The sequence below is a fragment of the Kutzneria kofuensis genome, assembly GCF_014203355.1.
Lineage (GTDB): Bacteria > Actinomycetota > Actinomycetes > Mycobacteriales > Pseudonocardiaceae > Kutzneria > Kutzneria kofuensis.
The window spans coordinates 3,220,617-3,241,343 of sequence record NZ_JACHIR010000001.1; the positions used below are offsets into that span (position 1 = coordinate 3,220,617).

Genomic DNA, 20,727 nt, shown 5'->3' on the forward strand with positions numbered 1-20,727 from the left:
CGGGTGACCTCAGGGGCCGTACGGGCCGGGCTGCTGGCCCGGCTGCGGCGGCTGCCCGAAGCCGGGCTGCTGCGGCGGCTGGCCGTAGGGCGAGGGCTGGCCGAACTGCTGCTGCGGGGGCTGGCCGAAACCACCGGTCGGCGGCTGCTGCGGCTGACCGTAGGGCTGGCCCGGCTGCGGCTGGCCGAACTGGGGCTGGCCGAACTGCTGCTGCGGCTGACCGAACTGCTGCTGGGGCTGCTGACCGAAGGGCGGCTGGCCGAACGGCTGCCCGTACTGGCCGTAACCGCCGGCGGCCTGCGGGGCCGCGCCACGCTTGGCGGCCATGTTGGCGCTGGTCGACGGCATCCACCACAGCACGAGCAGGCCGATGAACAGCACGATCTCGATCAGCGAGACCACCGGGCTGCGCCCGACCTGCAGCAGAGCGCTGATGACGCCCAGCCCGAAGAACACGCTGAGCACGATCCGGCCCCAGTTGGCGCCCTGGCCGGCGAACCACGCACACGCGCCCGCGCCCAGCGCGATCACCAGTCCGATGATCGGGCCGATGAACAGGATGCCGGCGCTGTACCGCAGGCTCAGCAAACCGATCAGCGAGATGATGCCGGAGATCAGGCCGATGGCCATCAGGCCGATCGTCACCCACATCGCGATCGGCAGCGTGTTCGCGCTGCCGCCCGCGGCGCCGCCGCCCATCGGCTGGGCGCCGAAGCCGCCCGGGGCCTGCTGGGTCGCCCACGCCGGCTGCTGCGGCGCGCCGAACGGCTGCTGGCCGAACTGCCCCGGGGCCCCGGGCTGGCCCGGCATCGGCGGCTGGCCCGGCTGCTGCGGGAAGCCACCGCTGCCGGGGGCGCCGAAGGGCTGCGGCTGCTGGCCGAACGGGCTCGGCGTCGGCTGCTGCCCGAACGACGGCGTGGCCGGCTGCACCGGCATCGGGCCGCTGGGCGGGTTGGCGTAGCCGGGCGGGCTGTAGACCGGCCCGGCCGGCGGCTGCTGGCCGGGCGGCACCACCTGGGTGGAGTCGGCGGGCGGCGGCGGTGGCGTTGTCGCGCTCGGTGACGACAGGTCGCCGGGACGCACCACCTGGGTGGCGTTGGCGTCCGCCGGGCTGCCGGCAGGGGGCTGGGATCCCGCCCCGACCACCTGCGTGGCCTCCGGGTTCACCGCGGAGTCACCGGTCTCCGGCGGCTGTGGATCACTCATCGGGTTTCCAACCCCCTTGGGCCCTTGACGTCACGTCGCGGGTAACGCTAGCCCATACGCCGCAGCGCCGCCGCACACCTGGCGAGACTCATCGACCAGCGAGAAATCCGAGGATGTCGTGCCGGGTGACCACGCCCGCCGGCTTGCCGTCGACGAGGACCATCGCGCCGTCCGCGGCGGACAGCGCCTCCATCGCGACGCCGACCGGCTCACCAGCGCCGATGGTCGGCAGCGGCGGCGACATGTGCTGCTCGACGCGGTCGGCGAGCTGCGCCTTCCCGGTGAACAGCGCGTCGAGCAGGTCCCGCTCGTTGACCGCCCCGGCCACCTCGGCGGCCATCACCGGCGGCTCGGCGTTGACGACCGGCATCTGGGACACCTCGAACTCGCGCAGGATGGCGACGGCCTCCGCCACGGTCTCGTTCGGATGCACGTGCACGAGCTCGGGCATGGTGCCGTCCTTGCGGCGCAGCACGTCGCCCGCGGTCGCGCCGGAGTGGTCCGGCGACAGGAAGCCGTAGGAGGACATCCAGGTGTCGTTGAAGACCTTGGACAGGTAGCCGCGGCCGCCGTCGGGCAGCAGCACCACGATCACGTCGTCCGGGCCGCAGCGGCGGGCCAGTTCGATCGCGGCGGCGGCCGCCATGCCGCAGGAGCCACCGACCAGCAGGCCCTCCTCGCGGGCCAGCCGCCGGGTCACGTCGAACGAGTCGGCGTCGGAGATCGGGATGATCTCGTCGCAGATGTCGCGGTCGTAGGTGGTCGGCCAGAAGTCCTCGCCGACGCCCTCGACCAGGTACGGCCGGCCGGTGCCGCCGGAGTAGACCGAGCCCTCCGGGTCGGCGCCGATGATCTTGACCCGGCCGCCGGAGACCTCCTTGAGGTACTTGCCGGTGCCGGAGATGGTGCCGCCGGTGCCCACGCCCGCGACGAAGTGGGTGATCTTGCCCTCGGTCTGCCGCCACAGCTCGGGACCCGTGGAGTGGTAGTGGCTCTCCGGGTTCTGCGGGTTGGCGTACTGGTTCGGCTTCCAGGCGCCCGGGATCTCGCGGACCAGCCGGTCGGAGACGTTGTAATAGGAGTCCGGGTGCTCGGGGGCGACCGCGGTCGGGCACACCACGACCTCGGCGCCGTAGGCCTTGAGCACGTTGCGCTTGTCCTCGCTGACCTTGTCCGGGCAGACGAAGACGCACTTGTAGCCCTTGCGCTGGGCGACAAGGGCCAGCCCGACGCCCGTGTTGCCCGAGGTCGGCTCCACGATCGTGCCGCCCGGCTTCAGCTCGCCCGACTTCTCGGCCGCCTCCACCATGCGCAGCGCGATGCGGTCCTTGACGCTGCCGCCGGGGTTGAAGTACTCGACCTTGGCCAGCACCAGCGGCGCCAGGCCATCGACGAGCGCGTTCAACCGCACCAGCGGGGTGTTGCCGACGAGGTCGACTACGTGATCGACGTACTCCACCGGAGGCCCTCTCGATTCCGTCTTGTGAACTGGCCGCAGCCTAACTCGTTCCGGGGAACCATCGTGGCTGCGTGGTGTTAATCCCAATGAACCAGCCGACGATCTAACCGGTGGGACAATGGATCGGGGGAGGTTGACCATGGGTGTGATGCGGGGACTTCGGTTCGTCGCGCTGGCCGCCGGCACGCTCGGCGGCGTCTACGGCGCGGCATACGGCCTGCTCACGGGGCAGGCGCGGCGCGCGGAGCGGATCATCGGCCCGCCGGTCGCGCCCCCGCACCTGGCCGACGGCCTCTACCTGCCCGACGGTTCCGGTCCGCTGCCGCCCGTCGAGGAGGGCGACCCGCTGCGGTTCGCCATGTTCGGCGACTCCATGGCCGCCGGCCTGGGCGTGGACACACCCGACCAGCTGCCCGCCGTGGTGCTGGCCCGTGGGCTGGCCGAGGAGGCCGAGCGGCCGGTGCGCCTCGACACCTACGCCGTCGTCGGCGCCGCCACCCGGGACCTGCCCGCGCAGGTGGAACAGGCGTTGGTGACTCCCCCTCATGTTGCCGTGATCATCATCGGCGCCAACGACGTCACCACGCTGACCACCGTTCCCGACGCCGTCGAGGGCCTCGAACGGGTGATTCGCACGCTCCAGGACGCCGGCTGCGGCGTGGTCGTCGGGACCTGTCCCGACCTCGGCGTGATCCGCCCCATCGCACAGCCGTTGAAGTCCATCGCGCGGGTGTGGAGCCTGCTGCTGGCCCGGGCGCAGCGCAAGGCCGTGCTCCAGCTCGGGGCCATCCCCGTGCCGCTGGCCGACCTGCTCGCCCCCGAGTTCCTGGCCCGGCCTCGGGAGTTCTTCAGCTCCGACCAGTTCCATCCCAGCGCCGTCGGCTACGAGGCCGCGTGCTCGGTGCTGCTGCCGGCGCTGTGCACCGTGGCCGGCGTGTGGACGGGCGGGCCGCTGCCCCGGTTGCCGTTCCGCTCCCCGCTCTCGGTCACCCGGCGGCCCACAGCGAAGTTCATCGCCCGCCTCAACCTCCGCTTCGGCCGCCCGGTGCGCCAACTGGCCCAATAGCCCCCCAGTAGCCGCTGCCGGCGGTTCGAGGAGAGCTGGACCACAGTCACGGGGTGGGTCCGGTCGCTAGACTCCGCAGGTTACCAATCAGTAGCGAACCGAAGGAGTTTCGCGATGCCCGAGGCCGTGATCGTCTCCGCAGCCCGCTCGCCGATCGGTCGGGCCGGCAAGGGATCGCTCGTGTCCATCCGCCCCGACGACCTGGCCGTGCAGGTGGTGCGGGCCGCGCTGGACAAGGTGCCGGCGCTGGACCCGACCCAGATCGACGACCTGATCATGGGCTGCGGCCTGCCCGGCGGCGAGCAGGGCTACAACATCGGCCGCGTGGTGTCCGTGCTGATGGGCTTCGACCACCTGCCCGGCTGCACGGTGACCCGCTACTGCGCCTCCAGCCTGCAGTCGACCCGGATGGCCTTCCACGCCATCAAGGCGGGCGAGGGCGACGTGTTCATCTCCGCCGGCGTGGAGACCGTCTCCCGGTTCGCCAAGGGCAGCTCGGACGGCCTGCCCGACACCAAGAACCCGCTGTTCGCCGACGCCGAGGCGCGCACCGTCGCCACCGCCGAGAACAGCGGCGGCGAGTGGCACGACCCGCGCCAGGACGGCAACGTCCCGGACATCTACATCGCGATGGGCCAGACCGCCGAGAACCTGGCGCTGGCCAAGGACGTCAGCCGCGAGGAGATGGACGAGTTCGGCGTCCGCTCCCAGAACCTGGCCGAGAAGGCCATCGCGGACGGCTTCTGGCAGCGGGAGATCACCCCGGTGACGCTGCCGGACGGCTCCGTGGTCTCCGCCGACGACGGCCCGCGGCCGGGCGTGACGCTGGAGAAGACCGCCACGCTCAAGCCGGTGTTCCGCCCCGACGGCCGGGTCACCGCCGGCAACTGCTGCCCGCTCAACGACGGCGCGGCGGCGCTGGTGGTCATGAGCGACACCAAGGCCAAGGAGCTCGGCCTCACGCCGCTGGCCCGCATCGTCGCCACCGGCGTCTCCGGCCTGTCGCCGGAGATCATGGGCCTCGGCCCGGTGGAGGCCTCCCGCAGGGCGTTGGCCAAGGCCGGCATGTCCATTTCGGACGTCGACCTGGTCGAGATCAACGAGGCGTTCGCCGCGCAGGTCATCCCGTCCTACAAGGACCTGGGCATCCCGCTGGAGAAGCTGAACGTCAACGGCGGCGCGATCGCCGTCGGCCACCCGTTCGGCATGACCGGCGCCCGCATCGCCACCACGCTGATCAACTCGCTGCAGTTCCACGACAAGCAGTTCGGCCTTGAGACGATGTGCGTCGGCGGCGGCCAGGGCATGGCGATGATCCTGGAGCGCCTGAGCTGACACCGGTCCCCCAGCGGTGACGATCACAGGCCGGCGTCGACCACGACGCCGGCCTTGTTCGTCACCACGTGCACCGGGTTGCGCATGTGCAGCAGCTTGCCGCAGCCGAGGTTGTCGAACGTCCCCTGCAACCGCTGGGCCAGGAACGTGAACAGGTTGCTGGCGGCGGCCGGATCCGGTGACGGGCCGGCCTTGGTGAAGCGCGCGTCCAGCTTCGTGCGCTGGACGCCGGTGGTCACCAGCGATCGGCAGTAGGCCTGCGGCGTCTCCGTCCGGGTGTTGATCTGCGGCATGTCGACGCCGACCCGGTACAGGTTGGTCTTGGTGACGCTGGTCCTCGTGCCGTCCATGGTCATCGGGTCGCTGCTGGGCACGAGGGCGATCGGCGCCGCCTGCCGGGTCGCGGCCTGCAGTTCGTCGAGGGCGAGCGAGGTGACCGGCCGGCCGCTGGCCAGGTCCGGCGCGGTGAACGGCGTGCAGCCCAGCGCGGGGTCGACGAAGGCGTCCAGCAGCACGTTGTCGCTGCCGTTGGTCAGCTTGGCCCTGGTCTTGCCGCGCAGCTTGGTGAAGCCCAGCTTCGCCTCGGCCGCCGGGGTGTCCTGGGCGACCCGACCGTCCCGGGCCTGGAGGTAGGTCGTCGTCACGTTGTCGCTCTGGTCCTGGTCGACCAGGCCGAAGTCACGGGTGGTCATGCACGGCCTGCCGTCCTTGCCGGTGCCCAGCGGCGGGACGACCAGCTTCCTGGCGGCGATCGCGTTGTTCGCGGCGGCGAAGAACGGCTGGGCGTTGCAGTAGGCGTACTGCCCGAACACGGAGTTGTGGTCGCCGTTGACGCACGTGCCGGTGTCGCCCCGCAGCGTCAGGTTGCTGCCGTTGAAGCCGAACCAGATGCCGACGACGGCGCCGCGGGGCAGCGCGGGCGGCGTCGGGGCGATCGCCGGCCGGCTGCCCTTGTCGATCACCAGCGGGTCGTACACGGACAGCTTGCCGGTCGCCGGGTCCAGGATCGTCGCCTGCACGAACGCCGACTGGTCGGCGTTGGTCTCGTGGCAGTGGCCCTTGGCCGCGCTCAGCAGGTACGGCGTGGCCAGTCCCTTGGCGGACAACGGATTGGCCGGCACCTCGAGCGTGCAGTCCGGGTTGACGATGTCGGCCTGGTTCGCCGCCAGCTGCGGATCCCCTTGCACGGCAACGGATGCCACCACGGCCACCGCCGCGGCGAACACCGCCAGCGCCGGCACGCCCAGCGCCAGCCGGCTGCGCACGGTCAGTTTCTTCAGCTGGGGCAGCACGAACGTCGGTCTGATCGTCTTCCAGCGCATCGGCCTGTCGGTCACGGGTGCCTCCTCGATGAGCCCACTCCACCGGTCCGCACTACGCGCCCCGGTCGGTTCGGGTTCACCTGGATGAGAAAGCCACCCGTTACAGGGGAAAGCGCCGACATCCTCACGGATGCCGGCGCTTCTGGCAAGACGGTGTCCGCCTTGGTTGACTAGTTGCGCTGCAACTGGGCCAGCAGGTTCAGGATCTCGATGTACAGCCAGACCAGCGTGACCATCAGACCGAACGCGATGTACCAGGCGAACCTGGCCGGCGCGCCGGCGCGGATGGCCCGGTCGGCCTGGTCGAAGTCCAGCAGCAGGTTGAACGCGGCGATGCCGATGAACAGCAGGCTCACGACGATCGCCAGCGGGGTGTTGCCGCGGACGCCGAGGTCGAGATGGAAGAACGACAGCAGCAGGTTGAGCACCAGCAGGGCGGCCGCGCCCATGGTGGCGCCGATGATCCACTTGGTCAGTCGCGGCGTCACCTTGACCGCGCCGGTCCGGTACAGGACCAGCATGGTGGCGAACACCACGACGGTGCCGACGACGGCCTGCACGGCCACGCCCGGCACGAGGAAGTCGATGAGCCTGGTGATGGTGCCGAGGAACACACCCTCGGCGGCGGCGTACGCCAGCACCAGCGCCGGGTTGGTCGACTGCTTGAAGGTGATGACCATCGCCAGCGCGAACCCGACGATCGCCGCGAGCAGCGCGAAGCCGGGCGCCAGCCCGACGTAGGCGGTCAGCCCGCCCACCACGACGGTGGTGCCCAGCGCGGCCGCGGTCTTGGTGACCACGTCGTCGATCGTCATCGGCCGGTCGGCGGCGGTGGGCGGCGCGGCCGGGTAGCCGTACCCGGTCTGCTGCGCCTGCCCCTGGTACCCGAAGCCCGCGTAGCCGCCCTGGCCCTTGCCGGACAGCGCGCGGAACGCCGGGTTGCTCGATGTGCGCACCTGGTCCTCCTGGAACGTGTGGCGCCTACAGCCCGTACAACGGTAACCGTGGTCGATCAGTTCCCATTGGGGCAAAGCTCACTTTACCAATGTGGATGAACGCGCACTGATCCGTTCGGGCTAGCGATCAACTTCTTCACACCGTATTGACACTCTCGGTGTCCTCGGACATCCTCCCGCTGGCGGCTTGCCCGCCGCCCGCGCGCCCGCCAGGCTCGCAGGGCGGCCTACCACGGCTTTCTCGTTCCGTCGGGGGAACGAGCCCGGACCGCCGCCGTTGAAGACGTCCGACCTAACGAAGGGCACCGCGCCGCGGGGAAGCGGCACGGCGCCCATGAGGGAGCGCAGGACCGTTATGGGACTGAGCAAACTGGTCGCTGGGGTGACCGGGATCACGATGTTGGCCGGGGCGGCGATGCTGGCCGTGCCGGTCACCGCCGCCGCCAACACGGGCAACCCCGGCATCGGCCACGGCGTGACACCGGCCCAGCAGTACAGGGACAACAAGGACCCGTCCGACTGGCTGGGGTCCTACGTCGTGGGCGGCAAGGACGTCTACTGCGTCCGCTTCGCGCTCAACGCGCCCGACAGCGACACCCAGTACAAGCCGGGCGAGCCGCTCAAGGACAAGTGGGGCAACGACCTGAAGCCCGAGGTCGCCGCGAAGATCTCGTACCTGCTGCTGCGCTACGGGGGCACGAAGAACCCGGACGAGGCGGCGGCGCTCGCGCACCTGCTGCACAGCTACACGTCGGGGGTGCCCGCGGGCGACCCGAGGCTCGACCCGGCCAACGACTTCAACCACATCGGCTACGACATCGCAGGCCACCTGGCCAAGCTCCAGGCGCAGTTCCCCGACGCGGCCAAAGCCGTGGCGGCCGAGGAAGCCGACGCCACGGCGAACCAGGGCCCCTGGGACGTCGCCGTCGTCGCGCCGACCGCGGCCCAGGTCATCGGCACCGCCGACAAGTGGACCATCAAGGTCACACACGCGGGCACGGACAAGACGGTCACCGGCGTGCCGGTGAAGCTGACCGTCACCGACGGCAAGGTCGACAAGGACGCCGTGACCACGCCGGCCGACGGCAGCCCGCTGGTCGTCAACGTCACGCCGACCGGTCCCAAGCCGACGGTCAAGGTCGACCTGAGCGCCCCGGCCGACCAGCCGGTCGTGCAGGCGCCGGTGAACGCGGGCGGCAACATCCAGTGGATCGTGTCCACCGGTGGCGAGAAGGCGCTGACCGGGACCGCGAGCACCACGGCTGTCACCGCACCCGGCAGCGTCAAGGTGACCAAGGTGGACAGCAAGACCAACGCCGGCCTCGCGGGCGTGCAGCTGCGGATCACCGCCAAGGACAAGACCGCCGCGGCCGTGAAGCAGGACGGCACGCCGCTCAACGGCACCGACGGCAAGCCGCTGGTCGTCACAACCGGGGCCGACGGCACCGCCACCATCGACAACCTCCAGACGCCTCAGGACATCTGTCTGGTCGAGGTGGCCGCGCCGAGCGGCTACGACGAGAACTTCAACTCCTCGTCGCCGCCCAGCGTCTGCGGTTCCATCGAACCCGGCAAGACGCTGGCACTGCAGCTGGCCAACACGCCGAACACGCCGACCGTGCCGGTGAAGATCCCGGCCGGTGGCTCGCCGATGGTCGCGGACGCGGCCACCGTCACCGAGCTGAACCCGGGCGCGCTCGCCGGGGTCGGCGGCCTGCTCGTGATCGCCCTCGGCGGCCTCGGCCTGCTGCTGCGCCGCCGGAGGCTCGCCTCGCGTGGCTAAGCACCGGGCATCGGGCGCCCGCTGGCCGGTCACGGCCGGCGGGTTCCCGGTCGCGGGCCGGTCCCGGTACCGCAACCCGGCCGCCGCCGCGGGCACGGCCGTCAGCGGCGCGGTCGGGTTGACGATGATCGTGGTGGCCGCCGGCGCGACGCTGCTCGGCCAGCCACAGCACATCCCGGGCTCGCCGTTGCCGGTCGGCCACACGCAGACCGTCGACCCGCAGGCCGGCCCGGCCCCTGTGACCTCTCCTCCCGGTACCACGACGTCGTCCCCGGCGCCGCCGCCGGCCACGTCATCGACCCCGCAACCGCCGGGGCCGAACACAGTGCTGCTGCCCAAGGGCGGGCGCTCCTCGCTGGTACGCAGCGCCGTCGCCGGCGACGGAACGCTCCAGATCCCGAACGGCGTGAGCAAGGCCGCCCTGTGGGGCGCCGCGCTGGACGCGCAGACCGGCGCGACCCTGATCGCCGGGCACATCAACTGGGAAGGCGTCGCCGGGCCGTTCGCCGAGCTGTGGGGCGCGCAGGCCGGGCAGAAGGTCACCGTCGTCGACGGCGGCGGCAAGCAGCTGACCTTCGTCGTCGACCAGATCCTGACCGTGGACAAGGACAATCTGCCGCAGCACGCGGACGAGCTGTTCGGCCAGACCGGGCCGCACCGGCTGGTGCTGGTGACCTGCGGCGGCAACTGGGTCGGCGGCGCGCTGGGCTACGACCAGAACCGGGTCGTGATCGCGCGCCCCGTGCCCTGACGACAACCGACCCGGGGTCTGCGTCGTCTCACCCGGCATGGGGCTCAGGCAGAGGTGGGGTTGGCTGACGACCGCGGTGGCGCTGGTGCTCGCCGTGGTCGTCGTGATCGTGATGGGACAGGGATCGGGACAGCAGACGGCGTCGCAATCAGGACCCTCCACGACCACCACGAATCCCGGGCCGCTCACGCCCGCCGGCCAGGCCACGCCGGCCGGCCCCACCCCGACCCTGCCCGCGCCGAGCGGCGCCCAGCCGGCGTGGATGCACAAGCTCAGGCCCGGCGAGAAGCCGCCGCAGTTCATCCTGTTCTCCTTCGACGGCGGCGCGTCCGGCGCGCACTGGTCGCGGGTGCTGCCGATCGCCGAGCGGACCGGCGCGAAGGTGACCGCGATGCTGTCCGGGCTGTACCTGATCCCGGACCGCGAGAGCAAGGAGTACACCGGCCCGGGGCACCCGACCGGGACGAGCGAGATCGGCTTCGGCGGCTCGGACGCGGACATCACGTCCCGCGTCGAGTACCTGAACCGGGCGCTGGCCGACGGCATGGAGTTCGGCACGCACTACAACGGCCACTTCTGCCAGGGCGTCGAGCCCAGCGTCGGCTCCTGGTCGACCGCGGGCTGGAACTCGGAGCTGGACCAGTTCTTCTCCTACCTCAGGGAGATCGACGGCAAGGGCCTGAAGATCACGCCCGACATGATCAAGGGCGGCCGCACACCGTGCCTGGAGGGCAACTGGGACCAACTGTTCCCGTCGATGAAGTCGCACGGTTTCGTCTATGACACCAGCCACGTCTCGTTCGGCGTCACCTGGCCGACGGTGGACCGCGGGCTGTGGGAGTTCCCGCTGCCGGAGGTGCGCGTGCCGGCGCTGGACAAGAACGTCGTGATGATGGACTTCAACTTCTGGTACCTGCTCGACGGCGCCAAGGAGGGCGACGACGCGCGGGCGCCGGAGTTCACCCCGATCGTGCTGGACACGTACCGCTCGGTGTACCAGAGCGTGTTCAACGGCAACCGGGCGCCGATGGTGATCGCGAACCACTTCAACGACTGGGCCGGCGGCGCCTTCTCCGGCGCGGTCGAGCAGTTCATGGGCGAGACGTGCGACAAGCCGGAGACGGTGTGCGCCACCTACAGCCAGGTGATCCAGTGGCTGCAGCTGCAGGATCCCGCCGTGCTGGACTCGCTGCGCGGGCTGCCGGCGGCGCACAACTGAGCCGGTGATCCTACGAAAGATCCATGTGGACGCGTCGGAAGGTGTCTAGCCGCGACCCGTAGAAAGGGCTTACTGTGGAGATCCGCCGCGGCCTTGCCCAGTTCGTACAAGGAGTGAGCGATGTCCGCACCGAAGACCGTCAAGCGCGCCGAGAAGTCCGTCCGCAAGCCCGCCCGTCGCAGCTGGGTCAAGCCCGACTTCAGCGAGTACGACACGCCGATGGAGGTCACCGCGTACGCCGCGCGGGTCTGACCTGTCAAGCACTCGTGTTCGGAAAGGACCATTCCACGCGTTCAACGTGAGGAATGGTCCTTTCACCCACGTCCATCGAGGAGTCGATCATGCTGGCGGCCGAGGACTTCATCGCCGAGCTGCGGGCGCTTGCGCCGCGGTACTGGCACGACCACCCGTTCCACCTGCGCCTGCACGCGGGCGCCCTCAGCCGCGAGGAGCTACAGCTGTGGGCGGCCAACCGGTGGTACTACCAGCGGAGCCTGCCGCAGAAGGACGCCGCCATCCTGGCGAACTGCCCGTTGCCCCAGGTCAGGCGGTACTGGATGGAGCGGATCGTCTATCACGACGGCAGTCGCGACGGCGAGGGCGGCGCGGAGAACTGGCTGCGCATGGCCGAGGCCGTCGGCCTTGACCGGGCGGAAGTGCTGGACGAGCGGCATGTGCTGCCGGGCGTGCGGTTCGCCGTGGACGCTTACGTGAACTTCGCTCGCAACAAGCCGTGGGTGGAGGCGATCGCGTCGGGGCTGACCGAGATGTTCTCGCCCGGGCTGATGCGTCGGCGGCTGGCCGACATGCGGGAGCAGTACCCGTGGATCGGGGAGGACGGGTTCGCCTACTTCGTGTCCCGGCTGACCGTGATCGCCGGCGAGGGCAAGTCCACTCTGGACATCGTTGTGGAGCACGCCCGCAGTCGCGAGCAGCAGCAGGCGTGTGTGGCCGCGCTGGCGTTCAAATGCGATGTGCTGCAGGCGATTCTGGACGCCGTGGATTACCACTCATGACATCGCTGGACTCCGTGCCGCGGGTGCGCCGGGGCGTGCGGTGCACGTACGACAAGACCCGGAACAGCGATGTCGTGCTGTTTCCGGAGGGCGTGCTGCTGTTGAACGAGACCGCCGCCGCGGTGGTGTCACGGTGCGACGGTTCGTCGAGCGTCGGCGACATCGCCTTGGCGCTGGCCGACGAGTTCGATGGCGTGCAGCCCGACGACGTGATCGAGCTGGTGGACCGGCTCGTGGCTCGACGGGTGGTGGATGTTGACTGAAGCACCGCTGGGCTTGCTGGCCGAGCTCACGCACCGATGCCCGCTGCACTGCCCGTACTGCTCCAACCCCGTCGAGCTGGTCCGACGAGCCGACGAGCTGGACACCGTTGCGTGGCAACGGGTTTTCGACGAGGCTCGCGAGCTCGGCGTGCTCCAGGTGCACCTGTCCGGCGGCGAGCCGCTGGCCCGTCCGGACCTGCCCGAGCTGTTGGCGCACGCCAGCGGTCTCGGCTGCTACACCAATCTCGTCACCAGCGGCCTCGGGCTGACCGCTTCGCGGCTCGCCGACCTGGTCGACCGCGGGCTCGACCACGTGCAGCTGTCCGTGCAGGACTCGGATCGCTCGAACGCCAACCTGATCGCCGGCGTGAAGGGCTACGACCGCAAGCTTCTCGCGGCGTCTCTGATCAAGAACGCTGAGCTGCCGCTGACCGTCAATGCCGTGCTGCACAAGGCGAATCTCGACCACATCGGCGGAATCATCGAGCTGGCCGAGCAGATGGGCGCGGACCGCCTGGAGCTCGCCAACACCCAGTACTACGGCTGGGCGCTTCGCAACCGCGCCGCCCTGCTCCCCACCCGGGAACAGCTCGCCGCCGCTTTGCCGATCGTGCAGCAGGCGCAGCAGCGGCTCGCCGGGCGGATGGAGATCGTCTACGTCGTCGCCGACTACCACGAGGCCAATCCCAAGCCGTGCATGTACGGCTGGGGTTCCCGTCAGCTCACCGTCGCGCCCAACGGCGATGTCCTGCCCTGCCCCGCCGCCAGCGTGATCACCGACCTTCCCGTGCAGAACGTCGCGCGGTCGTCGCTTTCGGCGATCTGGTACGACTCTCCGACCTTCAACGCCTTCCGCGGCACCTCCTGGATGCAGGAGCCGTGCCGGTCGTGTCCCCGCAAGGAGATCGACTTCGGCGGTTGTCGCTGCCAGGCCTTCCAACTCACCGGCGACGCCGCCGCCACCGACCCCGTCTGCACCCTGTCCCCCGACCACGGCCTCGTCCAGTCCATCCTTGCTACGGAGATCACGCCTTCGCGGCCTTCCTTCGCCATGCGGCGGTCCGTGTGAAGGTTGTCGTTCTCGGCACCGCCGCCGGCGGTGGCTTCCCCCAGTGGAACTGCGCCTGCTCCCTCTGCGCCAAGGCCCGCAACGGTTCGCTGCCGTCCCGGGCCCAGGATTGCGTCGCCGTCAGCGGCAACGGCTCCGACTGGTGGCTGCTCAACGCCTCCCCCGACATTCGGGTGCAGGTGGTGGGTTGCGCCGCCCTCACCCCCGGCCCCGGCCGCCGCGACACCCCTGTCCGCGGCGTTCTGCTCACTTCCGCCGAGCTCGACCATTGTTTGGGCGTGTTCTCCCTTCGTGAGGGCGGCGGCCAGCACCTCTACGCCCCCGCCAACGCGTTGGCCGCCCTCCGTTCCCACCTCGGTTTGCGGGACGTCCTCGACCTCTACGCCGGCTGGTCGTGGTCGGAGGCCGTGCCCGAGAAGTCCTTCGCGCTGGCCGGCGGCCTGATCGCCACCCCTCACGCCGTCGGCACCAAGCGCCCCAAGTACGCCCCCGAGCTGCCGGGGCCTTGGGTGGTCGCCTACCGCGTCCACGACCCCTCGACCGGCGGCACCCTGCTCTATGCCCCTTGCCTGGCTTCCTGGTCTGCGGGGTTCGAGGCCCTGTTGGACGGCGTCGACTGCCTCCTGCTCGACGGCACCTTCTCGGCGCCGGACGAGATGGGCGTCAGCACAGGGCACTCCAAGGGCCAGTCCTCAATGGGCCACGTACCGGTCTTCGGCGGGGGTGGCAGCCTGGCGCAGCTCCGCCGGTTCCCGGTCATGCGCCGGATCTACACCCACCTCAACAACACCAACCCGCTGCTGGACCCGGCCTCGCCGGAGTCGGCCGAGATCACCGCCGCCGGCATCGAGGTGGTCCCGGACGGCACCGTGATCACGCTCTAAGCCATGAGAGTTGAGTCCAGGCGACTAAGGTTTGTGCATTGAGTGGAGCGGTGCCTGCATAGTTGACTCCAGGGTGCTCAAGTCTGGAGGGTGGCCATGGGGCGTGCGGTGGGGATCGACCTGGGGACGACGAACTCCGTGGTGGCGGTGCTCGAGGGTGGGGAGCCGAGGGTGATCGCGAACGCGGAGGGGTCACGCACGACGCCGTCGGTGGTGGCCTTCGCCAAGAACGGCGAGGTGCTGGTGGGGCAGCCGGCGAAGAACCAGGCCGTGACCAACGTGGAGCGGACGGTGCGGTCGGTGAAGCGGCACATCGGCACGGCATGGACGCAAGAGGTCGACGGCAAGGGCTATACGGCGCAGGAGATCTCGGCGCGGGTGTTGCTGAAGCTGAAGCGGGACGCGGAGGCCTATCTGGGGGAAGAGGTCACCGACGCGGTGATCACGGTGCCGGCGTACTTCGAGGATGCCCAGCGGCAAGCCACCACAGAGGCGGGGCGGATCGCGGGCCTGAACGTGCTGAGGATCGTCAACGAGCCGACGTCGGCGGCACTGGCGTACGGGCTGGACAGGGGCGGGAAAGAGCAGACGATCCTGGTGTTCGACCTGGGCGGCGGCACCTTCGACGTCTCGCTGCTGGAACTGGGCGACGGGGTGGTGGAGGTCAGGGCCACGAGCGGCGACAACCACCTGGGCGGCGACGACTGGGACCAGCGCATCGTGGACTGGGTGCTCCAGAGGTTCGCCGTCGATCTGTCGAAGGACAAGATGGCGATGCAGCGGGTCCGCGAGGCGGCGGAGAAGGCGAAGATCGAGCTGTCGGCGTCCACGACCGCGACGATCAACCTGCCCTACATCACGGTCGACGGCGACAAGAACCCGCTGTTCCTGGACGAGACGATCAGCCGGGCGGAGTTCGAACGGATCACGAAGGACCTGCTGGACCGCTGCCGCGCCCCGTTCCACAACGTGATCAAGGATGCGGGCGTCGAGGTCGGGGACATCGACCACGTGGTGCTGGTGGGCGGCTCGACCCGGATGCCGGCGGTCAACGAGCTGGTCCGGGGGTTGATCGGCAAGGACCCGAACAAGGGCGTGAACCCGGACGAGGTCGTGGCGGCGGGCGCGGCGCTGCAGGCGGGCGTGTTGAAGGACGAGGTCAAGGACGTCCTGCTGCTGGACGTCACGCCGCTGTCGCTGGGAATCGAGACGCTCGGCGGCGTGATGACCAGGCTGATCGAGCGCAACACGACGATCCCGACCAGCCGCACCGAGGTCGTCACGACCGCGGGCGACAACTACACGTCCATCCCGGTGCAGGTCTACCAGGGCGAACGCCCGATGACGGCGGACAACAAGCGGCTGGGCATGTTCGAGCTGACGGGCCTCGCGCCGGCGCCGAGAGGGGTGCCGCGCATCGAGGTGCGCTTCGACATCGACGCCAACGGCATCGTGCAGGTGTCGGCCAAGGACCTGGACACGGGCGCCGAGCAGTCGATGACGATCACGGGCGGCTCGGCGCTGCCGGAGGACGAGATCGATCGCATGATCCGGGACGCCGAGGAGCATGCCGAGCAGGACCGGCGGCGCCGCGAGGAGGCGGAGCTGCGCAACACGGCGGAATCGCTGCTGCACAACGCCGACGCGTATCCGCCGGACCAGATCGCGGCCGTGCGCAAGGCGCTCGACGACGGCGACATGGACGCACTCAAGGCCGCCTTCGCTGCGATGCGGCCGTGACTGCGGGCCCTGACACCACGCCGGTGTACTCGATCTCGGCCGCCGCTGAGCTGGTCGGGCTGCACCCACAGACGCTGCGCACGTACGAGGCGCACGGCCTGGTTCGGCCGTACCGCGCGGACAACGGCCAGCGGCGCTACTCGGCGCGCGACATCGAGCGGCTGCGCCAGATCCGGGACCTGTCGCAGCGCGAAGGCATCAACACGGCCGGCATCCGCCGCATCATCGAACTCCAGGAGCTGTTGCTACGTCTGCAAACCGCACTCGGCTGCCGGTGAGCTGTGGTTAGCTCGAAACCGTGCGTGTTGTCATCGCGGAAGACCTGCTGCTGCTCCGGGACGGCCTGATCCGGCTGTTGCAGGCGCACGGCTTCGAGGTCGTCGCCGCCGTCGAGTCCGGGCCGGAGCTGCGGGCGGCGCTCACCGAGCACAAGCCGGACGTGGCCGTTGTGGACGTACGGCTGCCGCCCACCTTCACCGACGAGGGGCTGCGCGCCGCCATCGAGGCTCGCCGCACGATGCCGGGGCTGCCGGTGTTGGTGCTGTCCCAGTACGTCGAGCAGCTCTACGCCCGCGAGTTGCTGTCCGACCGCAGCGGCGGCGTCGGCTACCTGCTCAAGGACCGGATCTCGGACGTGAGGCAGTTCGTGGACGCGGTGCGGCGCGTGGCCGACGGCGGCACCGCGATGGATCCCGAGGTCGTCGCCCAGCTGCTGACCAGCCGAGAGCGCGACGCCCCGCTGGGCACGCTCACGCCGCGGGAGAAGGAGGTGCTCGGGCTGATGGCCGAGGGCCGCTCCAACGCCGCGATCGCCGGCCGGATGTTCGTCACGGAGAAGGCCGTGGGCAAGCACACCAACAACATCTTCACCAAGCTCGGCCTGCACCAGCACGAGGACGACAACCGCCGGGTGCTGGCGGTGCTGGCCTATCTGAACGGTTGATCCACCCGATCGGGTGGCGCGCCGGGTAGGGTCGAGGACGGTGTGCCGGGAAGTCTGGTCGGCGGTGTTCGGCGACCCCGACGAAAGGCGTGCCAGCGATGCGAAGCGTGGAGACCGTTCTACTGCTGGTCGTGCTGGCGACGGTCGTCGCCACGTTCGCCCGGCGACTGAGCATTCCCGCGCCGTCGCTGCTGGTGGTGGCCGGCGTGGTGGTGGGCCTGCTGCCGGGGGTGCCGGAGGTCCGGGCGACGCCGGAGATGGTCAGCCTGGTGGTGTTGCCGCCGCTGATCTACGCGGCCGGCGAGGAAATGCCCTGGCGGGACCTGCGCGCGGTGTGGAAGCCGGTGACGGTGCTGGCGATCGGCCTGGTGCTGGCGTCGGCCGGCGTGGTCGGGCTCGTGGCGGCCGTGGTCGCGCCGCTGCCGGCGAGCATGGCGTTCGTGCTGGGGGCGGTGTTGGCCAGCACCGACCCGGTGGCGGTCAGCGCGCTCGGTAGACGGTTGTCGCTGCCGCCCCGGATCCAGGTGCTGGTGCAGGCCGAAAGCCTGTTCAACGACGCGACGAGCCTCGTGCTGTTCCGGCTGGCGGTGTCGGCCGCGATCGCCGGCGGGGCGATGTCGTTCGAGTCGATCGGCGGCGAGTTCCTGCTGCTCGCCGGCGGCGGCCTGATCGTCGGCCTGGTGGTGGCGGCCGGCATCTGGCTGATCCGGCGACGGACCGTGGATCCGGTGCTGGAGACGGTGATCGCGCTGGTCAGCCCGTACTCGGCCTACGTGATCGCGGAGACGGTCGGCGGCTCCGGCGTGACGGCGGTGGTGGTGTGCAGCGTCGTGCTCGGCGCGCAGACATCGAAGATCACCACCGCGCACATCCGGCTGCAGGTCGACGCCGTCTACGGCACGGTGATCTTCATCCTGGAGAGCGCGGTGTTCGCGCTGATCGGGCTGCAGCTGCCGTATCTGGTCCGCGCGCTCGCCGGCTCGGATCCGGGCTGGCCATGGCAGGCGCTGGTGATCACCGCCGCGCTGATCGCGATCCGGTTTCTGTGGGTGTTCCCGCTCGGCTGGATCATGCGGCTGCGGCGCGGGGATCGCCGCCTCAACTGGCGTACGTCCACTGTGGTCTCGTGGGCCGGCGCACGCGGCGTGGTGCCGCTCGCCGCGGTGCTGTCCATTCCGCTGCTCACCGACGACGGCCAACCCGTGCCGCAGCGCGACCTCGTGCTCGCCCTGGCCACCACCGTCATCGTGATCACGTTGGTGGCGCAGGGTTTCACGCTGGCGCCGCTGGTCAAACGGGCGGGCATCGCCCGTACACCGGATGAAGCGCGCAAGGAACAGGACATCGCCAACATGCGGTTGGCCGAGGCCGGCCTCGCGCACCTGGAGCAGCTCTACGACCTCGAAACCGCGCCGCACGACGTGCTCGACCGGCTGCGGCAGGGGTTGCTGGCCCGGATCGACCACGGCAACGCCACGCCCGAGGCGCCCCCGGGCTCGTCTGCCGCGGCCGCCTATCGGAAGCTGCGCCGCGAGCTGCTCGCCGTGGAGATGGCCGAGCTGGCAAGGCTTTTCGAGGACGGGACCATCGACGACAGCACCCGCCGCCGGCTGCAGCGGACGCTGGACCTCGAAGACGCCCGCCTGGGCGACGATCCCTAGGCCCCGATGTAGGTCAGCAGGAACTCCGCGACGCCGAGTACGGCCGCGGTGGACTCCGGGACGTCCGGCACGAACAGGTGCCAGAAGTGCATCAGGTCCGGCCAGATCTCCAGGTTGGCCCGGCCACCGGCGGCCAGCACGCCCTCGACCAGGGCACGGGCGTCGTCCACGAGCACCTCGCGGTCGGCGGCGTGCACCATCAGCGGCGCCAACCCGGAGAGGTCCGCGAACAGGGGCGAGGCCAGCGGCTCGCGGGGGCTCGCGTCGCCCAAGTAGTCGGCGGCCGAGGCGAGCGCCTGCGCCCGGCTGTAGATGGGGTCGTCCTCGGCGAACTTCTCGTACGACTCGCCGCTGGCGGTCAGGTCGAACAGCGGGCTCAGGCACGCGGCCGCCGCCGGCTGCGGTAAGCCGAGGTCACGGGCGGCGAGCATGGCGGCCACCACCAGGCCACCGCCGGCGGTGTCGCCGAGCAGCACCACCCGCCCCGGCGAATATCCCTCGGCCAGCAGCCACTTGTACGCCTGCACGGCATCCTCGACGGCCGCCGGGAACGGGTGCTCGGGCGCGAGCCGGTAGTCCGGCAACAGCGCCGGCATGCCCATCACCGCCGCGAACTGCGAGGCGAAGCCGCCGAACGCCGCCGCCGAGCCGGCCCGGTAGCCGCCGCCGTGCAGGTAGAGCAGCACGCGGTCGATCGCGCCGCCCTGCGGCCGCACCCACACCGCCGGGCAGCCGCCGGCGTCGGTCTCCCCCGTCATCACGCCGTCGGCCAGGGGAATCGCGCCCAGCGCCAGGTCCATCGACTCGCGTGCCTGACGCACGCCGTCCGCACCAGCGGCCGGCTCGGGCCGTGGACTGGCCCGGATCGCCGTGAGCAGCGCCTCGAACTCGGGACTGGGCATCGCGTCATCTCTACGGGAGCAGGGAGACGAACCTACATCAGACCGGTTCCAACTCCGTGACGCCCGTCACCAGGCCGAGCGAAAGTCCAGGACACGCGGCGCGTCCGCTTGACGTTTCACGTGAAGCACACTTGCGAGTATCGAAAACTGGCCCCATAATCGGTAGTCGAACCCAGGGAGGTTGTCATGTCGGTGGCCGCCGAGAAGGAGCAGACCGAGCGGCTGCTGGCCAACGTCGAGGCGATCGAGGAGGTCGCCGGCACGCTGCCCAGCGGCGCCCCCGGGCGCAGCAAGCTGTACGACGTGGCGGACAACCTGCTGGCCAGCGCCACGCCGATCCGCCCGGTGGTGGCGGCCGACCTGCTCGACCTCACCGAGAAGACGGTCCGCGCCTGGGCCAGCGAGGGCGTGCTGCTGGTCAGCGAGCAGGAACCGACCATGCGGCTGGAGCCGCGCCGCGTGCACGAGGTGATGCACCTGGTCCGGGAGATCCGCCGGATCGGCCGCACCCGCGGGCTGCTCGACGAGGTGCACCGCCGGCTGAGCGACCAGGCGCTGCTCGAACGCGACGACCTGGCCGAGAGCCTCGACCAGGTGGTCCGGGGCGAGGGAACGGTCGTGCGCTCCGGAACGACGATCCCTGAGTGATCGAAGTAGTCGAGACCCGCGTCGCCTCGGCGCAGGCCGCGCTGCTGCGCGGGCCGGCACGCAAGGCGTACGAGTCCTTCCTTGACGACCTCGCCCACCGCGGCTGCGCCGCCCTGGGATACCGCGTCACCGGCCCCGCGCCGCTGCCCCGGCTCTGCGTGCGCCACCTGCGCGACAACGATCGCGTGGTCGTCGCCTTCGAGGGCGCCGGGCGGGCGTGGATCGTGCTCGTCGGCCCGCACGAGCAGACCGACCCCGGCCGCAACGTCTACGACGCGCTGTACGAGCTCGCCGGCACCTGGCCGACCGACAACACCCGTCGGACCAAGCCCAGTTGCTGCGACCCGCACACCGGCACGCCACCTTCGGCCGACGCCGAGGTGATCGACGATCTGGTCCGCCGGGCCCGCGCACTGGCCCGCGGCAGCCGCCGAATCTGGTGAATTCGATAAATGTGAGCGCGCGAACACGGCCCGACACAGTTCAATGCGCCGAGCCGCGTCC

Annotated in this window: 21 protein-coding genes; 16 read left to right on the forward strand and 5 right to left on the reverse strand. The window is 70.6% G+C overall.

What is annotated here, in order from left to right; all coding sequences use genetic code 11:
* Nucleotides 1–9 precede the first annotated feature (9 nt).
* Together BJ998_RS14635 and BJ998_RS14640 are read right to left on the reverse strand one after the other, a co-directional pair.
* Nucleotides 10–1,206 carry a hypothetical protein gene (locus BJ998_RS14635; RefSeq protein WP_184862090.1) on the reverse strand — a complete coding sequence of 399 codons (1,197 nt, stop codon included), beginning with the start codon at nt 1,204–1,206 and terminating at the stop codon, nt 10–12.
* A gap of 88 nt (nt 1,207–1,294) precedes the next feature.
* Entirely contained in the window at nt 1,295–2,665 is a 1,371-nt protein-coding gene (locus BJ998_RS14640) for a cystathionine beta-synthase (RefSeq protein ID WP_184862092.1), read from the reverse strand.
* 148 nt (nt 2,666–2,813) lie between these two features.
* Here BJ998_RS14640 and BJ998_RS14645 point away from each other — a divergent pair, with 148 nt between their 5' ends.
* Together BJ998_RS14645 and BJ998_RS14650 are read left to right on the forward strand one after the other, a co-directional pair.
* A complete protein-coding gene (locus BJ998_RS14645; RefSeq protein ID WP_246488589.1) occupies nt 2,814–3,731 on the forward strand; it encodes an SGNH/GDSL hydrolase family protein in 918 nt (305 codons plus the stop codon).
* A gap of 114 nt (nt 3,732–3,845) precedes the next feature.
* A complete protein-coding gene (locus BJ998_RS14650; protein ID WP_184862095.1) occupies nt 3,846–5,066 on the forward strand; it encodes an acetyl-CoA C-acetyltransferase in 1,221 nt (406 codons plus the stop codon).
* Nucleotides 5,067–5,089: 23 nt separating this feature from the next.
* On the opposite strand, the gene BJ998_RS14655 is transcribed toward BJ998_RS14650, so the two are convergent.
* Nucleotides 5,090–6,403 (reverse strand): hypothetical protein, encoded by a 1,314-nt coding sequence (locus BJ998_RS14655; protein ID WP_184862096.1) that lies wholly within the window; start codon nt 6,401–6,403, stop codon nt 5,090–5,092.
* A gap of 155 nt (nt 6,404–6,558) precedes the next feature.
* Complete coding sequence (locus tag BJ998_RS14660; protein ID WP_184862098.1) at nt 6,559–7,344, reverse strand: Bax inhibitor-1/YccA family protein; 786 nt, start codon at nt 7,342–7,344, stop codon at nt 6,559–6,561.
* Between the two features lie 382 nt (nt 7,345–7,726).
* Between BJ998_RS14660 and BJ998_RS14665 the strand changes: the two genes are divergently transcribed.
* The 12 genes from BJ998_RS14665 to BJ998_RS14720 all read left to right on the forward strand — a co-directional run bounded on the left by BJ998_RS14665 (nt 7,727) and on the right by BJ998_RS14720 (nt 18,673).
* Nucleotides 7,727–9,127, forward strand: a complete 1,401-nt coding sequence (locus BJ998_RS14665) for a SpaA isopeptide-forming pilin-related protein (RefSeq protein WP_312890117.1) — start codon at nt 7,727–7,729, stop codon at nt 9,125–9,127.
* Nucleotides 9,120–9,878 carry a class F sortase gene (locus tag BJ998_RS14670; protein ID WP_312890118.1) on the forward strand — a complete coding sequence of 253 codons (759 nt, stop codon included), beginning with the start codon at nt 9,120–9,122 and terminating at the stop codon, nt 9,876–9,878. The genes BJ998_RS14665 and BJ998_RS14670 overlap by 8 nt, the downstream gene beginning before the upstream one ends.
* Nucleotides 9,879–9,915: 37 nt before the next feature.
* Nucleotides 9,916–11,097 carry a polysaccharide deacetylase family protein gene (locus tag BJ998_RS14675; protein ID WP_184862100.1) on the forward strand — a complete coding sequence of 394 codons (1,182 nt, stop codon included), beginning with the start codon at nt 9,916–9,918 and terminating at the stop codon, nt 11,095–11,097.
* A gap of 120 nt (nt 11,098–11,217) precedes the next feature.
* The gene (gene pqqA, locus BJ998_RS49550; protein ID WP_184862102.1) at nt 11,218–11,349 is read left to right on the forward strand and encodes a pyrroloquinoline quinone precursor peptide PqqA; all 132 of its coding nucleotides are present in this window, start codon (nt 11,218–11,220) and stop codon (nt 11,347–11,349) included.
* An 89-nt stretch (nt 11,350–11,438) separates the two neighbouring features.
* A complete protein-coding gene (gene pqqC / locus BJ998_RS14685) occupies nt 11,439–12,113 on the forward strand; it encodes a pyrroloquinoline-quinone synthase PqqC (protein WP_184862104.1) in 675 nt (224 codons plus the stop codon).
* A complete protein-coding gene (pqqD, locus tag BJ998_RS14690; RefSeq protein WP_184862106.1) occupies nt 12,110–12,376 on the forward strand; it encodes a pyrroloquinoline quinone biosynthesis peptide chaperone PqqD in 267 nt (88 codons plus the stop codon). The genes pqqC and pqqD overlap by 4 nt, the downstream gene beginning before the upstream one ends.
* Complete coding sequence (gene pqqE, locus BJ998_RS14695; protein WP_184862108.1) at nt 12,366–13,445, forward strand: pyrroloquinoline quinone biosynthesis protein PqqE; 1,080 nt, start codon at nt 12,366–12,368, stop codon at nt 13,443–13,445. The genes pqqD and pqqE overlap by 11 nt, the downstream gene beginning before the upstream one ends.
* Complete coding sequence (pqqB, locus tag BJ998_RS14700; protein WP_184862109.1) at nt 13,442–14,329, forward strand: pyrroloquinoline quinone biosynthesis protein PqqB; 888 nt, start codon at nt 13,442–13,444, stop codon at nt 14,327–14,329. The genes pqqE and pqqB overlap by 4 nt, the downstream gene beginning before the upstream one ends.
* Before the next feature lie 96 nt (nt 14,330–14,425).
* Complete coding sequence (gene dnaK / locus BJ998_RS14705) at nt 14,426–16,069, forward strand: molecular chaperone DnaK (RefSeq protein WP_184862111.1); 1,644 nt, start codon at nt 14,426–14,428, stop codon at nt 16,067–16,069.
* A complete protein-coding gene (locus BJ998_RS14710; protein WP_184862113.1) occupies nt 16,066–16,347 on the forward strand; it encodes a heat shock protein transcriptional repressor HspR in 282 nt (93 codons plus the stop codon). Before dnaK ends, BJ998_RS14710 begins: the two co-directional genes overlap by 4 nt.
* Before the next feature lie 20 nt (nt 16,348–16,367).
* Nucleotides 16,368–17,012: a response regulator transcription factor gene (locus tag BJ998_RS14715; protein ID WP_184862115.1), complete on the forward strand. Its 645-nt coding sequence runs from the start codon at nt 16,368–16,370 to the stop codon at nt 17,010–17,012.
* 98 nt (nt 17,013–17,110) lie between these two features.
* Nucleotides 17,111–18,673: a Na+/H+ antiporter gene (locus tag BJ998_RS14720; RefSeq protein ID WP_184862117.1), complete on the forward strand. Its 1,563-nt coding sequence runs from the start codon at nt 17,111–17,113 to the stop codon at nt 18,671–18,673.
* Here BJ998_RS14720 and BJ998_RS14725 read toward each other — a convergent pair.
* Nucleotides 18,670–19,575 (reverse strand): alpha/beta hydrolase, encoded by a 906-nt coding sequence (locus BJ998_RS14725; protein ID WP_184862119.1) that lies wholly within the window; start codon nt 19,573–19,575, stop codon nt 18,670–18,672. The two genes, BJ998_RS14720 and BJ998_RS14725, sit on opposite strands and share 4 nt — an antisense overlap.
* A 186-nt stretch (nt 19,576–19,761) precedes the next feature.
* On the opposite strand from BJ998_RS14725, the gene BJ998_RS14730 reads away from it, so the two are divergent.
* Entirely contained in the window at nt 19,762–20,223 is a 462-nt protein-coding gene (locus BJ998_RS14730; RefSeq protein ID WP_184862121.1) for a hypothetical protein, read from the forward strand.
* Nucleotides 20,220–20,666, forward strand: coding sequence for a hypothetical protein (locus tag BJ998_RS14735; RefSeq protein WP_184862123.1), 447 nt, complete (start codon nt 20,220–20,222; stop codon nt 20,664–20,666). The genes BJ998_RS14730 and BJ998_RS14735 overlap by 4 nt, the downstream gene beginning before the upstream one ends.
* The last annotated feature ends 61 nt before the right edge of the window (nt 20,667–20,727 follow it).

Coding starts and splice junctions, on each gene's coding strand:
- BJ998_RS14650 (WP_184862095.1), top strand. CDS start 3,846: ATGCCCGAGGCCGTGATCGTCTCCGCAGCCCGCTCGCCGATCGGTCGG.
- pqqE (WP_184862108.1), top strand. CDS start 12,366: ATGTTGACTGAAGCACCGCTGGGCTTGCTGGCCGAGCTCACGCACCGA.
- BJ998_RS14675 (WP_184862100.1), top strand. CDS start 9,916: ATGGGGCTCAGGCAGAGGTGGGGTTGGCTGACGACCGCGGTGGCGCTG.
- pqqA (WP_184862102.1), top strand. CDS start 11,218: ATGTCCGCACCGAAGACCGTCAAGCGCGCCGAGAAGTCCGTCCGCAAG.
- BJ998_RS14725 (WP_184862119.1), bottom strand. CDS start 19,575: ATGCCCAGTCCCGAGTTCGAGGCGCTGCTCACGGCGATCCGGGCCAGT.
- pqqC (WP_184862104.1), top strand. CDS start 11,439: ATGCTGGCGGCCGAGGACTTCATCGCCGAGCTGCGGGCGCTTGCGCCG.
- dnaK (WP_184862111.1), top strand. CDS start 14,426: ATGGGGCGTGCGGTGGGGATCGACCTGGGGACGACGAACTCCGTGGTG.
- BJ998_RS14720 (WP_184862117.1), top strand. CDS start 17,111: ATGCGAAGCGTGGAGACCGTTCTACTGCTGGTCGTGCTGGCGACGGTC.
- pqqD (WP_184862106.1), top strand. CDS start 12,110: ATGACATCGCTGGACTCCGTGCCGCGGGTGCGCCGGGGCGTGCGGTGC.
- BJ998_RS14635 (WP_184862090.1), bottom strand. CDS start 1,206: ATGAGTGATCCACAGCCGCCGGAGACCGGTGACTCCGCGGTGAACCCG.
- BJ998_RS14645 (WP_246488589.1), top strand. CDS start 2,814: ATGCGGGGACTTCGGTTCGTCGCGCTGGCCGCCGGCACGCTCGGCGGC.
- BJ998_RS14730 (WP_184862121.1), top strand. CDS start 19,762: ATGTCGGTGGCCGCCGAGAAGGAGCAGACCGAGCGGCTGCTGGCCAAC.